Below are 12,936 nucleotides of genomic sequence, written 5' to 3'. Positions count from 1 at the left end.
TTTGTATTGCTTTGTATTGCTTTGTCCTGCTCTGGCCTACTTTGCTTTATCCTAGCCTGTTTTGTTCTATTCTATTCCGTTCTATATCTGTTCTGTTTTTTTCTGTCTTATCGTAGCTTGCTTTGACTTGTCCTGCCTTTTCCTGCCTTGCCTTGCTTTGCACTCTCTCGCCCTGCTTGGCTTGACTCGGCTAGGTCTTACTTGACCCTGCTCGCCTGCGCTTCGCTCCCGTCAGCTCCGCGCTCAATTCGGCGCGGCCGCCGGCATCCTCGGCACGGCGGCCAGCAGTTCGCGGCCGTAAGCCGTATCCGGTCCGGCGAAGAACTCGCCGTTCGGCTTCGTTTCGACCAGCACGCCCTGCCGCATCACGGCGACCGTATCGCTGACCGCGTGAATCACGCCCAGATCGTGCGAGATAAACAGCACGGTCAGGTTCAGTTGGGCTTTGATATTCCCCAGCAGGTCGAGCACGCTGCGCTGCACCGATACGTCGAGCGCGCTGGTCGGCTCGTCGGCGATCAGCAGCTCCGGCTCCACGCTGAGCGCGCGGGCGATGGCGATCCGCTGCCGCTGGCCGCCGGAGAATTCGCGCGGATACCGGTCCAGCGCGCCTCCGTCCAGCCGCACCAGCTCCAGCAGTTCGCGGCAGCGCCGTTCGGTCGACGCCCGGTCCGTCGTGACGCGATGGAACCTCAGCGCTTCGGACAGGATGCGCCGCACGGAATGCCGCGGATTCAGCGAAGCGTCCGGGTTCTGGAACACCATCTGGATCTGTTTGCGCTGGGCGCGCGTTCGGCGCGCCGCAAGCGGCTGTCCGCCGAGCGCAAGCACGCCTGCGTCCGGGACGATCAGCCCGGCGACGGTGCGGGCCAACGTCGACTTGCCCGAGCCGGATTCGCCGACCAGGCCGAGCGTCGAGCCCGCGGGCACTTCCAGGCTCACCCCGCCGAGCGCCGTAAAGCCGCCGTAGCGCACCGTCAGGTTCTCAATCGATAAATTGGTGCTCATCTCGCGCCTCCTTTTCCCGATCGGAAGACGCGCCGCCGGACTCGCCGGCCGAAGCCGGAAGCGGCAGCACGGCGTCGACCAGCATCTGCGTATACGGATTGCGCGGCCGGGTCAGCACATCTTCCGCCGGCCCTTCTTCCACGATCCGCCCCCGCTGCATCACCGCGATGCGCGAGCACATCTCCGCGGCTACCGCCAGATTGTGCGTAACGAATACGAGCGCAAAGCCCAGCTCTGCTTGAAGCCGGCTCAGCAGATCCACGATCTGCCGCTGGACCGTGACGTCGAGCGCCGTGGTCGGCTCGTCGCACAGCAGCACGTCCGGCCGGCACGCCAGCGCCAGCGCGATCACGATCCGCTGGCACTGTCCGCCAGAAAGCTGATGCGGATAGCGGTCTTCTTGGCCGAGCGAATCCGGCAGGCCGAGCTGATCCAGCAGATGCAGCGCTTCGGCGCGCGCGGCTTTGCGGTTCTTTTTCTGCCGGTAGCGCACGACTTCCGCCACCTGCTTGACGACGGGGCACAGCGGATCGAGCGCGCTCCTGGGGTCCTGGAACACCATCGCGGCGCGGCCCGACTGCCGGATCTCGCCGCCCGCGCGGCGCACGCCGGGAGGCAGCAGGCCGAGCACCGCGCGCAGCGTCAGCGACTTGCCCGAACCGGATTCGCCGACCAGGCCGAGACTTTCGCCGCGGCCCAGCGAGAAGCGAACGCCGTCGACCAGCGGCGCGCCGGAATCGGCGGCCTCCAGCGACAGATTGTCGACCTCCAGAATCGGCGCGGCGCGGCCCGAGTCCGCCGCTTGCCGCCCGGCGGGATCGCCCGCGGCCGCCCCGCGGTATTCGCCGACACGTTCGCCGCGCTTCCGTTCGTCCGCCTCTTGTCCGCGTTCGTGTTCTTTTTTCCAAAAATCCGTCCGCCGCTTGTTCATGACGTTCTCCTCCACAGATCGGCCAGCCCGTCGCCCAGCAGCGACAGCGCAATGCCCATATACACGACGGCGAAGCCGGGAACCGCGGACAGCCACCAGGCGGTCGTCATAAACGACTGCCCGTCGGCGATCATCGTGCCCCAGTCCGGCGTCGGCGGCGCGATCCCGATGCCGAGATAGCCCAGCGTCACGATCGCGACCAGCACGCCGACCATATCGGTCATCAGCACAACGATCGCCTGCGGCAGGATGTTCGGCAGCAGATGGCCCAGCAGAATCCGGTAGCCCGGCAGCCCGAGCGTCTGCGCCGACGCCACCCATTCCCGCTGCCGGAGCGAAGCCGTCAAGCCCCGGCTGACGCGCGCGAACACGATCCAACCGACCAGAATAAAGGTGATATAGATGCCCTGCGCGCCCGCTCCGCTGGCAAACGCGACGATAATCACGATCAGGTAAAACGGAAACGCGATAAACGTATCCGTCAGCAGCGACACGACCGTGTTGATCCAGCCGCCGTAATAGCCCGCCAGCATGCCGAGCAGAATCCCCGTGCAAAAAGGAACGATCTCCGCCAGCACCATGATCGCAAGATCGGTGCGCGCGGCGTAAATCAAACGGGTGAGCAGATCGCGTCCGAGCTGGTCCGTGCCCAGCCAGTGGCTGCCCGACGGCGCCTGGAGAAACGAAGCCAGGTCCTGCGTCGTCGGATCGTACGGGCTGAGCCACGGAATCAACAGCGCCAGCGCGGCGATCAGCAGCAGCATCAAGCTTCCCGCCACCAATGACGGAATGCGCGCGGCCCGGCGGAAACCGGAGCGCCCGCCCGCGATCGGACCGGCGGTCCAGGCGGCGTTGTCCGCCCCGCCCGCCGGCTCCGGCGTTACGGAATTCATATTCATGGTTTCTCCTTCGTTCTCGGGTCCAGCCAGCGCGCCGAGATCTCGATCAGCAGGCCGATCACGACGACGGCGACCGCGCAGTAGAGCGCGATGCCCTGGATCACCGGGAAGTCCCTTTTCGAAATGGATGTAAACAGCAGGCTGCCGATGCCCCGGATGCCGAAGACCTGCTCCACCACCAGCGTTCCGCCGATCAGGTACGACAGATTGACGCCGAACAGCATCAGGGTCGGAAGCGCGGCGTTCCTCAGCACGTGCTTGAACAGAATCACGGAACCCGGAATGCCGGACGCGCGCAGCGTCACCACGAAGTCCGATTCCAGCACTTCGAGCATCTGCGCCCGCAGCGAACGGACAAGCGTCGGAATCTGCGAAAAAGCGACCGTTACCGCCGGCAGCGCCAGGCTGTACAGCATGCCGGTCCAGCCTTTGCCTACCCCGCCGACGGGAAACCAGTGCAGGCGGACGCCGAACAGCAGAATCAGCAGCAGGCCGACCCAGAACACCGGCATGCCCAGCGTGATCGCGGGGAAGATGCGGATCAGGTGATCCGGCAGCCTGTCCTTGTTGGTCGCCGCGATGCCCGCGAGCACGAGCGAGATAAGCACGGCCAGCACGCAGGACAGCGCAATCAGCAGCAGCGTAACGGGCGCGCGCTCGGCGATCAGCTGCCGCGACGAGACGCCCGAAACGATCGAACCGCCGGTATCGCCCTGCGTCAGCAGCGTGCGCGCGAAGCGGAGGAACTGCTCCCACAGCGACAGGTCCAGCCCCAGCGTATGCCGCATCGCCGCCAGCGCTTCGGGCGTGCCGTACTCGCCCAGAACCATCTTGGCCGGATCGCCCGGTACGATCCGGATCAGGAAGAACACGGCGACGGTCACGCACAGAATCACGATCAGCGCCCGCAGCAGCGCGCGGCCGATCCCTTTAAACGGCAAAGGAAGGCCCGCCGATCGGCGGACGCTTCCATTGTGGGTTGGGGTCATTGGGCGATCCGGACGTCTTCGAAGCGCACGCTGCCGTTCGGCAGCACGACGAGGCCTTCGGCCGACGAGCTTACGCCTTTCAGAATATCCGGGTAATATAAAGGAATGTAAGGCACGTCGTCGGCCAGGATTTGCAGCAGGTCGGTGTAGACCGTTTGACGCTCTTCGCCGTCCGCCGTTTGCTGGCCTTTATGCAGCAGCTCGGTGACTTTGTCGTTCGTGTAATGCGTCCAGTACGATTTGCTGAATCCGTCCGGGTCGGTCTGGAACGCGATAATCGAGTTCGCTTCCGGCGAATCCGCCTGGCCGCTGTTCAGCATGGCCGAGAAGTCGTAAGCGAAGAAGCGCTCGCGGAACGCGGCCAGTTCGACCGATTCGATCTTCAATTGGATGCCGATCGACTGCGCCGCCGCCTGGATGATCTGCGCTTCCTGCGCCCGGGTGTCGTTGCCCGACGCGACGAGCAGCGTGGACGAGAAGCCGTCCGGGAACTTGGACTGCGCCAGCTCCTTCTTCGCTTCCTCCAGATTGAAGTTCAGCGGCTTGATCGTATCGTTGGCGTTGTACGGAATGGTGGTCGGCAGCAGCGAGTTCGCCGTCTGCGCGTATCCGAACGTCAGCGCCTTCGTCAGTCCTTCGCGGTCGATCGCCAGCGCCAGCGCGCGGCGGACGTGCGTGTCGGAGAAATGCTCGTCCAGCGTATTGAAGAAGAGCTGTTCCGTCACCCAGCTTCCGTTCGTCAGCACGCCGGTGTCGGCGCCCTGCTTCAGCTCGTCCGCGTTCTGGAGCGCCAGCGATTCGATCGCGTCCACTTCGCCCGCTTTGAGCTGGTTGAGAGCCTGGCTGTCGTCTTCGACCAGCTTATAAACCAGCTTGTCGATATGCGGCTTGCCTTCCTGCCAGTAGTTCGTATTCTTCGCAAAAGTCAGGTCGCCCGCCGGGTCCCAGCTTTCGACGGTGAACGGCCCCGTGCCGACCGGCTTTTTGAAAAATTCTTCTTCCGTTTTGCCGCCGAAGTCGTCCGGGATGATCCCGTTCGAGAAATTGGACATTTCGGACAGGAACGGCGTGTACGGTTCTTCGAGCTTCACGACCAGCGTATGGTCGTCCTGCGCTTTGACCGAAGAGACTTTGGCCGAAATCTCCAGCGGACCGCCGACTTTGAGATGGCGCTCCAGCGAGAACACGGCGTCTTTTGCCGTAACGTCCGAGCCATCGGAGAACTTGAGGCCGCTTTTCAGCACAAACGTATACGTCAGGCCGTCTTCGCTGACGTTGTGCGATTCGGTCAGCCAGTCGACGATATTGCCTTCGCTGTCGAACGACAGCAGCGGCTCGAATACTTTGTCGATCGCAAACGCGTTGTTCGCGGTAATCTCGTTATGCAGATCGAACGATGTGACCGCCGCGGGACGCGCATAGGTAAACGTGCCTCCGTCCGCGGGCTGCGCGGTTTCTTCCGCGGCCGCGCCGCCGGACGCTTCCGTATCCGACGCGTCCGTTTTCTGCTCCGACGCCGGCTGCTTGCCGCTTTGCGCCGAAGAGCTGTCGCCCGCGCCCGAGCATCCGGCGATCACCGTCAGCACAAGTACGAGCAGAACCGCCAAGCCGAATCCTTTTCCAGTGAACGCTTTGAAGCGAGCCATCGTGAATCCCCCTTTTTCTCAAAAACTAATAATGTAGATGAATTTAGTATGGATTGATTATGGGCCAAACCGAACAGCCTGTCAAACAAAATTCGCTTGCCCAGGCAAATAAAAATTCTTTCATTATATATGTACAATCCAGCATATGGAATACGTATCGCAAGGCTGGAAATGTGACAAAGATTCTAGGCCGTTCCCGAAGATTCCGCTATGATTCGGTGCAGCGGAAACCCGACGTCCGGAACTGCCAGACATGCGGATCGCCGGCGATTCCCATCCTATTCCCAATCAAGAAAGGCGCTGAGTGTTATGAGATCCAGACCCCTATCCAGTATCGCCGTTTTCGGTGGAAGCGCGCTGATTCTGTCGGCTGTTTTGTTTTTTGCGCAGTACCTTTTTCTCGCTCCCGTGCCTCCCGCGCCGGCGGCCGCCGAATACGCGTCCTGGCTGTCTCAATGGCGGTTTCGCCTGTCGATGGCCGACGAAGTGCTGTTCTTCGCATCGGTCGGCCTGATTCCCGCCGCGTTCGGCCTGTACCGAGCGCTGATCAAGCATTCCCCCGTCTGCGCGCCGCTGGGCTGCGGCCTGCTTGGCGCCGCCGCGTCGGTGGAGCTGCTGCTGGTCGTCGTGCTCGGCAGGCTGGTCTATCCGGTATACGGCATCGAGCCGACGCCCGATACGGGAAGGCTGATGTACATCCTGTACGTCGGCGGCGAGCACACCGCTTTGCTGCTGTTCGGACTCGCGACGCTGTCGCTGAGCCTGGCGGCGCGCCGCAGCGGGATCGGCCGGCTTACGGTTTACTCGGGCTATGCGATCGCCGCGCTGGACTGGGTCGCTTCCTTCCCGTGGCTGCTCGGCGATCCGGTCTTGTTCGTGCTGCGGCTTGCATTTGCGGCCTGGCTCGCGCTGCTGGGCGCTAGGCTGATCGCCATCTCCCGCCGGAGCGGCCGCCTTAATCCATAATCGAGCCGCAGGTCAGGTTCAGGACGGCGCCGGTCATCGCCGCCGACCGGCCGGAAGCGGCGAACACCGCCGCGTCGGCAATCTGCGCCAGCGTCGGCAGGCGGTTCAGCGCGGTGCCGTCCGTCATGTATTTCCGCACGTCCGAACTCGGGCCGCCCCACGTTTCCGGAATCGCGTCGGAGCGCAAGCAAAGCACGCGCACGCCTTCCGGGCCGAGTTCGCCCGCCAGGCTGCGCGTCAGCGATTCGATCGCCGAGCAGGCGACGGAGAAACCGCCCATCCGGTGAAAGCGCCGATCGCGGCCCGGCAGCGTACCCGAAGAAGCCGACAGCGTCAGAATCACGCCCGAACCCCGCTTGGCCATATACCGTCCCGCGGCGGACGCGGTCAGAAAATGCGTCTTCACTCCCGCCAGGACGGGCGCCGTAAAGTCTTCTTCGCTCATCTCCAGCAGCGGCGTTCCCTGCAGATCGCCGCGAATCCAGATCGCGTTGAACGAGATATCGATCCGCCCGGTCTCCGCTTCGACCTGCGCGATATGTTCTTCGACCGCTTCCCGGTCCAGCGCGTCCACCCGCGCGGTTTCCGCTTTCCCGCCCAGCGCGCGAATCTCCGACGCCGCTTCTTCCAAAGTCTCCGGCGTGCGGCCCGCCAGATACACTTTCGCCCCTTCGACCGCAAAAGCGGTAGCGACCGCGCGGCCGATCGCCCCGCCCGCTCCGTAAACGATCGCGGTTTTTCCTTTGAGCATCATTTCTTTCTCCTCCTTTTTACGGCTCCGCCGCTTGTCTCGATCCGGAACCTTTTCAATACGGAATTTTTACCCGAAGCGGCGGCAGCTCTACCGTTCGCCCGGGAAAAAACGCGGAAATCGCGGCGTATTCGCCGTTTTGCGCGATCGGCGCAGCTTCGGGGTTCGAGCGCCGATAAAAAGAGTACGGTTTATGCGCAAAATCGATATAATAAGAAAGTAAACGCCGTCCCCTTGAAAACAAGCCCCGAAGGAGAAAGTCATGAAATCATTGAAAATCGCCGGTCTGCTGCTTACTTTGTCGATCGCCGGCGGATGCGGACGAATCGCTTCGCCGGGCGACCTGCTGCACGCGCCCAATCTCGCCAACGAAGAGCAGTCGCTGTACAACGCCGTCCAGCCTTTTTTGCCGGCCGGTTATCAGCTCACCACCCCCGACCAGTCCGACCAGGGCGGCGCGATCCGCGCGGCCGATCTCGACGGGGACGGCGAGAAAGAACTGATCGTCTCGTATAAGAAACCCGATACCGATTATCAGGTCAACGTCCTGATTTTGAATAAACAAAACGGCGCCTGGCACAAAGCCGACCAGATCACCGGCAGCGGAACGAACCTCGATTATCTCGCGATCAAACCGCTGACGGACACTTCTTCTTCCGAACTGCTGCTCGGTTACGGCGGAGGCGGATACGGACTGCCCAAAGAGCTGTACGTCTACTCGTTCTCCGGGCAAAAAGCCGAACAGATCTTTCACCGTTCGTACGACCAGATCGCGGTAGGCGATCTGATCGGCGGCGGATTGAGCCAGATCGCGCTCGTTCCCCCCGTCACGGACAACGACGATACCCGCTCGCAGATCCAGCTGATCGGCGCGGAAAAAAGCAAATTGTCCGAGCTTGCGGTGCGCCGTACCGACGGCTCCGTGCTGAATATGCAGATCCGGCAGGCGGCGTCCGATCGCAGCGGCCTGTTCGCACAGGTGCTGGGCACGACCCGCTCCGGCTACGCGATGCTGCTCGCCTGGTCGGACGGACGGCTGGCGAATATCCTGTCCCTGCCGCAGTCCGCTTACGATTCGCGTTCGTCCAGAGGGGAACTGAAACTCGGCGCGCCCGACTATTCTTCGGATCTGGCTTCGACCGAACAAAAGTGGTGGATCGATTATCCGGCGGACAACCGGGACGTCGACGGAGACGGAATCATGGAAGTGGCGCTGCCCAACCCGATGCCGGGCACGGAAAATTCGTCCGGCGCGCCGCAGCTGTGGAGCGATTCGTATTACCGGTGGGACGGAGCGCGCGGAATGAAATTCGTCGAAGACCGGTTCTGGCAGTGGGGCTACGACCTGCGCATCCCCGACCGCTGGCTGGGGAACTACAAAGTCGAGCTGTCCGCGGAAGACGAAGACGCCGCCAGCGAAATTCGCTTTGTCTACTCCGGAGAAGACGGCGGGCAGGCGGACGCGAACGGCGGGAACGAGGATGCCAAGAGCGAAGCCGGGAAAGCTCCCGTGCTGCTGACGCTGCGGCAGATGCCGGCGGAGCAGTGGAACCGGCTGCAAGCCGAGCTGCAAAGCGCCGGCAGCGATTACGTCGTGCTGAGCGGATCGGGCAAAGTCGTCCCCGGCCAGTCTTCGCAGGTCACGGCCGCCCTGCTGCCGGGCCAAGGCGGCGGACTCTCCGGCGAACAGGCGGAGCGCTACGACAAACTTCGGCCGACCAGGGCCGAAGTGCGGGCGATGGCCGACATGAGCAGCGACGAAGAGGAGGCGGAGAGCGATGTTGAAGGGCATTAGAGGCCGTCTGCTGCTCCAGATCGGCATGGTGCTGCTCACGATCGTGCTGCTGCTCGAAGCGATCTTCGCCACGGCCGTCTACACCTACTACTTCGACAGCGCCCGCCAGATCGTCCAGTCCCGCGCCGTGACGGCGGCCAAGCTGTCCAATCAATTCATGGAAGGCTATACGCTGCCCGAACGGGCGCGCTACATCCTGGAGAATCTCGTCCCGGGCGAAAGCAGCCGGGTCGAAGTGCTGGATCTCCAGGGCCGCACGGTCGTCGATTCGTACGGCTTCTCTTCTTCCCGCCCGATTCGCACGGCGGACGTGCGCGCCGCGCAGCAGGGCGGAATCGGCAGCTACGCCGGTTATTCGGACGCGTTCAAACAGCGCATCATGGCCGTGTCCAGTCCGCTCGTCAGCTACGGCGAAGTCATCGGCACGCTGCGGTTCTCCGTCTCGACCGAGCCTCTGTATCTGGAGGTCGCCAAGCTGATCGGCTGGTCGATCGGCATCGGCGCGGCGGTGCTGCTGCTCGGCTTCGCGCTCAGTCTGATTATCGCCCGCCGCATCGTCGGCCCGGTCAAGGAACTGACGGCCATCTCGCATAAGATGGCGACGGGCGACTTCACCGCGCGGGTCGTGCGCAAATACAACGACGAAGTCGGCACGCTCGCGGAATCGCTCAACCATATGAACGAAGAGCTGTCCAAAAGCGAAAAAATGAAAAACGACTTTATCTCCACCGTTTCCCACGAGCTGCGCACGCCGCTGACTTCGATCAAAGGCTGGGGCGAAACTCTGATCGTCGGCGGGCTGGAAGACGAGGAGACCGCAATGCTCGGGCTCGGCGTAATCTCGATCGAAACGGACCGGCTGATCGGACTGGTCGAAGATCTGCTGGACTTCTCCAAATACCAGGCCGGCGAGATCCGGATGCGGTCCGTTCCCGTCGATCTGAGCAGCCTGCTGCGGCAGCTCGATCTCCAGTACAGTCTCTCGGGCAACAAACGCGGCGTCAAACTGCGCACGCAGCTGCCCGCCGGACCGCTGCCGATGCACGCCGACCTGAACCGGCTCAAGCAGGTGTTCGTCAACCTGCTCGACAACGCGATCAAGTTCTCGGACCTGAGCGGCGAGATCCGCCTGATCGCGGCCTCCGAGAATCTGGAGGTGCACGTCTCGGTGCAGGACGACGGCGAAGGCATCCCGGCCGAAGACCTGGAGAAGATCGGCCTGCGCTTCTACAAAGGCAGCTCGAAGATGTCCGGCAGCGGCCTGGGCCTTGCAATCAGCAAGGAGATCGTCCGCCTGCACGGCGGCCGGATCAAGATCGAGAGCGAATACGGCGTCGGCACGACCGTGACCGTCACGCTGCCGCTGGCGGTGGAAGACCCGGCGGAGCAGCCGGACTCCCCGGGACAAAATACGGTGCTGGATATGTAAAAAAAAGACGAATCCGCGATCGCGGATTGGTCTTTTTGCTTGGGAAGCGCGGGTTCGTCCGGAGCCCGCGGCCGCCCGGGCCGCCGTTTCGAATCTCGATGACGGTTCCCGCACGCATCCGCTTACGACTCCGCGTACCACAAGCGGACATTCTTCTCCGCCCCGGTCACGTACATCCAGTCGCCGTGATAACAAATACTGCGAATGCCGCCTTTGAGCCCGCGAAAATGCCGGGCCTGCGCGTCCAATCCCAGCTCGATCAGCGTTCCGTTGGCCAGTCCCAGCGCGAGGTAACCGGACGGATGCCACGCGATCTCGTACACGGCGCTGACGAACATCCCGCCGACCGGCAGCCGGTACACATACCGGCCGGAGTCCGCATGCAGCAGCGAAAACGACTGCGGCGCTTCCCGGTCGTCCGCGAGTCCGCCGGCGGCCAGGTAGCGCCCGCACGGGCTCAGGCTCAGCGCATACAGATGGACTCCGCCGCCCGCCTTCGCCGTCCAAAGGAATTCGCCGCGCTCGCGGTCGAAGCAGCCGATCGTCTGTCCGCAGGCCGTATACAGCAGCCGGCCGTCCAAAGAGACTTGAAGCTGTTCGATCCGCGCCCCTTCGTACGCATCGAAATGCTCGGCAAACTGCGATTGAAGCAGCAGCGGTTTCCAGGTTCGGCTGTCGGGATCGGCTTCCACCAGATGATGAAGGCGGGGATCGAGCGCCGCCCGCAGCCACGGATGACCGGCGGCGGACTGTTCGGAGATCAGCAGCCGTTCGCCGTGGACGACGGCGGAAGCCGCTCCCATCTCGTAATCCCGCGTTGACGTATTGATCCTCGGCACCGCCGCGATCAGGCGCTCCGTGCCGGGTACCCAGGCAAACGGCGGAGACAGCGGGAGAGCCGTCCGGTCGATTACCCTCAGCGGCTCCGAACCGCAGCGCACGATATGGGCGGCGTGCCCCTGGACCAGTTCGCCCTGGGCCAGCAGCATCCGCCCGTCTTCACGCAGCGCGATCCGGCGGCCGACGCCTTCGATCTCCTCCGTACACTCCAGCTCCAGCTCCCGCCCCCGGCGAACCTGGATGCCCGGGATGCTCGATGCCAGCGAGCCCCCGCTGTATGCATGCAGCAGCCGATCGTCGTCCAGCGCGGCAAGCTGCGTATAGCCGGAACGGGGTTCGGACTTTGCGGTCGGCGAAGATTTCCAGCGATATGCCGCGGCGGAACTTCCCGCCATCCGGCCGATCGGCTGAACGGGGACCGCCGCTTTGTGCGCCGAGGTCCTCAGCGCCGGCAGCGCCCCGCTTCGCGAAGCGTCCGCCGCCAGATGCCTCTCTCCGTTCCCGTAGTCCAGCACGCGCCAGCCGAACGCCGCCGCCAGCGCCAGCCTGAGCTGCGTATACGTCCAGAGCGCTTCCGGCGTATGCGGTTTGTCTCCGCAGATCCGCGTATCCAGCGTATCGATCCAGGCTTCCTCGTCGCCTTTCGCGCTCCCGCCCGGATCGGCGCGCAGCGCGTCGATCGTCATCAGGCACTCTGCCTGCCCGTATACCCATCGACGCGGCGAACGCCGTTCCAGACCCGGTATTCCGCCTAGAAGCCGCGCGCACTCTTCCGGCGTTTTCTTGTTCGCGTCATTCGATTCTCTGCCGATCTTCGCATCCAGGTTCATCCGGCCGCTCACTCCGTTTCGAAAAATCTAACACCGCACATATTTCCGTTTGAAGCCGATCCGTCCTTTTTCCTCGTCTTTACGGATCGTTTCCGACGCGTTCAGGTATTTGACGTTCGCGCCGTCCGCATGCACTTCGACCGACCCGACCGCTTCGGCGGTTTGCGCGGCCCGGCCGTGCAGGGCGGCATAAGATACCGCGACGGTATAAATAAACTGGTTCATCGCATATTTGGCCCTCTCCGGCGCGGTATGGATACTTTGCTCGACCCGCTTGAGCAGCCCGTCCAGCTTGTCCGCCGAAAACTCGCTGTCTTTCCGGCTGCCGAGCAGCCAGCAGTAACAGTTCCACCCCGCCGACATCCGCAGTTCGTCTCCGCTGTCGATCCATTTGTCCGCCACCTGCTGGGCGATATCCGTTTCCGCCAGCGTAACGGCCACGATATAATCGGAGATCATGTAGAAGTAAGCGGCGTCGATCCAGCGTTCGAAGTCTTCTTCCGTCATCGCTTTGGGATCGGCAATGATTCCCGCAACGTACATCGCGTCGTAATTGCCGGTGCCGTACAGCTTTTCCGCCAGTTCCCGATCTTTTTTAATCGCTTTGACCATCGGCTTCATCGCCCCGGTCGCCACCCCGAACAGCGGCTCGCGCGCCCCGCTCGACACATACCTTTTCTTGATTGCTTCTTTGCCCAGGGATTCGAGTTCGCTCATGACTTCTTCCAGCTTCATGACGCAGCTCTCCTTTGTCCGCTTGATTTGTATTCATTTTACAATGGATGTTCCGGGATTTGAATTGGATGTTCGAAGAATATATCAAAGAACCGGGAATACGGTCTTTTTTCCGTT

11 protein-coding genes are annotated in these 12,936 nt (G+C 62.8%); 3 read left to right on the top strand and 8 right to left on the bottom strand.

What is annotated here, in order from left to right; genetic code table 11:
• Positions 1-243: 243 nt before the first annotated feature.
• The 5 genes from QWJ34_RS24895 to QWJ34_RS24875 are packed head-to-tail and all read right to left on the bottom strand — an operon-like array spanning position 244 to position 5,473.
• The gene (locus QWJ34_RS24895; protein ID WP_302731801.1) at positions 244-1,008 is read right to left on the bottom strand and encodes an ABC transporter ATP-binding protein; all 765 of its coding nucleotides are present in this window, start codon (positions 1,006-1,008) and stop codon (positions 244-246) included.
• Positions 986-1,939, bottom strand: coding sequence for an ABC transporter ATP-binding protein (locus QWJ34_RS24890; RefSeq protein ID WP_302731800.1), 954 nt, complete (start codon positions 1,937-1,939; stop codon positions 986-988). The genes QWJ34_RS24895 and QWJ34_RS24890 overlap by 23 nt, the downstream gene beginning before the upstream one ends.
• Positions 1,936-2,832: an ABC transporter permease gene (locus QWJ34_RS24885; RefSeq protein WP_302731799.1), complete on the bottom strand. Its 897-nt coding sequence runs from the start codon at positions 2,830-2,832 to the stop codon at positions 1,936-1,938. Before QWJ34_RS24885 ends, QWJ34_RS24890 begins: the two co-directional genes overlap by 4 nt.
• A 2-nt stretch (positions 2,833-2,834) precedes the next feature.
• The gene (locus QWJ34_RS24880) at positions 2,835-3,779 is read right to left on the bottom strand and encodes an ABC transporter permease (protein ID WP_302731798.1); all 945 of its coding nucleotides are present in this window, start codon (positions 3,777-3,779) and stop codon (positions 2,835-2,837) included.
• 44 nt (positions 3,780-3,823) lie between these two features.
• Complete coding sequence (locus QWJ34_RS24875) at positions 3,824-5,473, bottom strand: ABC transporter substrate-binding protein (protein ID WP_302731797.1); 1,650 nt, start codon at positions 5,471-5,473, stop codon at positions 3,824-3,826.
• A gap of 309 nt (positions 5,474-5,782) precedes the next feature.
• On the opposite strand from QWJ34_RS24875, the gene QWJ34_RS24870 reads away from it, so the two are divergent.
• Positions 5,783-6,439, top strand: coding sequence for a hypothetical protein (locus tag QWJ34_RS24870; RefSeq protein WP_302731796.1), 657 nt, complete (start codon positions 5,783-5,785; stop codon positions 6,437-6,439).
• Here QWJ34_RS24870 and QWJ34_RS24865 read toward each other — a convergent pair.
• Positions 6,429-7,193, bottom strand: a complete 765-nt coding sequence (locus QWJ34_RS24865; protein ID WP_302731795.1) for an SDR family NAD(P)-dependent oxidoreductase — start codon at positions 7,191-7,193, stop codon at positions 6,429-6,431. The genes QWJ34_RS24870 and QWJ34_RS24865 overlap by 11 nt on opposite strands.
• 259 nt (positions 7,194-7,452) lie before the next feature.
• Between QWJ34_RS24865 and QWJ34_RS24860 the strand changes: the two genes are divergently transcribed.
• Positions 7,453-8,985 (top strand): hypothetical protein, encoded by a 1,533-nt coding sequence (locus tag QWJ34_RS24860; protein WP_302731794.1) that lies wholly within the window; start codon positions 7,453-7,455, stop codon positions 8,983-8,985.
• Positions 8,969-10,414 (top strand): sensor histidine kinase, encoded by a 1,446-nt coding sequence (locus QWJ34_RS24855; protein ID WP_302731793.1) that lies wholly within the window; start codon positions 8,969-8,971, stop codon positions 10,412-10,414. Before QWJ34_RS24860 ends, QWJ34_RS24855 begins: the two co-directional genes overlap by 17 nt.
• Positions 10,415-10,536: 122 nt before the next feature.
• Here the strand turns inward: QWJ34_RS24855 and QWJ34_RS24850 are convergent, their stop codons facing one another.
• Positions 10,537-12,084: a WD40 repeat domain-containing protein gene (locus tag QWJ34_RS24850; RefSeq protein WP_302731792.1), complete on the bottom strand. Its 1,548-nt coding sequence runs from the start codon at positions 12,082-12,084 to the stop codon at positions 10,537-10,539.
• Positions 12,085-12,111: 27 nt separating this feature from the next.
• The gene (locus QWJ34_RS24845; protein ID WP_302731791.1) at positions 12,112-12,819 is read right to left on the bottom strand and encodes a DNA alkylation repair protein; all 708 of its coding nucleotides are present in this window, start codon (positions 12,817-12,819) and stop codon (positions 12,112-12,114) included.
• Positions 12,820-12,936: the final 117 nt, after the last annotated feature.

It is taken from the genome of Saccharibacillus sp. CPCC 101409, assembly GCF_030518235.1.
Taxonomy (GTDB): Bacteria; Bacillota; Bacilli; order Paenibacillales; family Paenibacillaceae; genus Saccharibacillus.
This window is presented reverse-complemented; position numbering and strand designations above follow the sequence as displayed.

What these genes read in the sequence shown, in the direction of transcription:
- QWJ34_RS24895 (WP_302731801.1), bottom strand. Translation starts at nt 1,008, where the DNA reads ATGAGCACCAATTTATCGATTGAGAACCTGACGGTGCGCTACGGCGGC.
- QWJ34_RS24890 (WP_302731800.1), bottom strand. Translation starts at nt 1,939, where the DNA reads ATGAACAAGCGGCGGACGGATTTTTGGAAAAAAGAACACGAACGCGGA.
- QWJ34_RS24885 (WP_302731799.1), bottom strand. Translation starts at nt 2,832, where the DNA reads ATGAATTCCGTAACGCCGGAGCCGGCGGGCGGGGCGGACAACGCCGCC.
- QWJ34_RS24875 (WP_302731797.1), bottom strand. Translation starts at nt 5,473, where the DNA reads ATGGCTCGCTTCAAAGCGTTCACTGGAAAAGGATTCGGCTTGGCGGTT.
- QWJ34_RS24870 (WP_302731796.1), top strand. Translation starts at nt 5,783, where the DNA reads ATGAGATCCAGACCCCTATCCAGTATCGCCGTTTTCGGTGGAAGCGCG.
- QWJ34_RS24865 (WP_302731795.1), bottom strand. Translation starts at nt 7,193, where the DNA reads ATGATGCTCAAAGGAAAAACCGCGATCGTTTACGGAGCGGGCGGGGCG.
- QWJ34_RS24860 (WP_302731794.1), top strand. Translation starts at nt 7,453, where the DNA reads ATGAAATCATTGAAAATCGCCGGTCTGCTGCTTACTTTGTCGATCGCC.
- QWJ34_RS24855 (WP_302731793.1), top strand. Translation starts at nt 8,969, where the DNA reads ATGTTGAAGGGCATTAGAGGCCGTCTGCTGCTCCAGATCGGCATGGTG.
- QWJ34_RS24850 (WP_302731792.1), bottom strand. Translation starts at nt 12,084, where the DNA reads ATGAACCTGGATGCGAAGATCGGCAGAGAATCGAATGACGCGAACAAG.
- QWJ34_RS24845 (WP_302731791.1), bottom strand. Translation starts at nt 12,819, where the DNA reads ATGAAGCTGGAAGAAGTCATGAGCGAACTCGAATCCCTGGGCAAAGAA.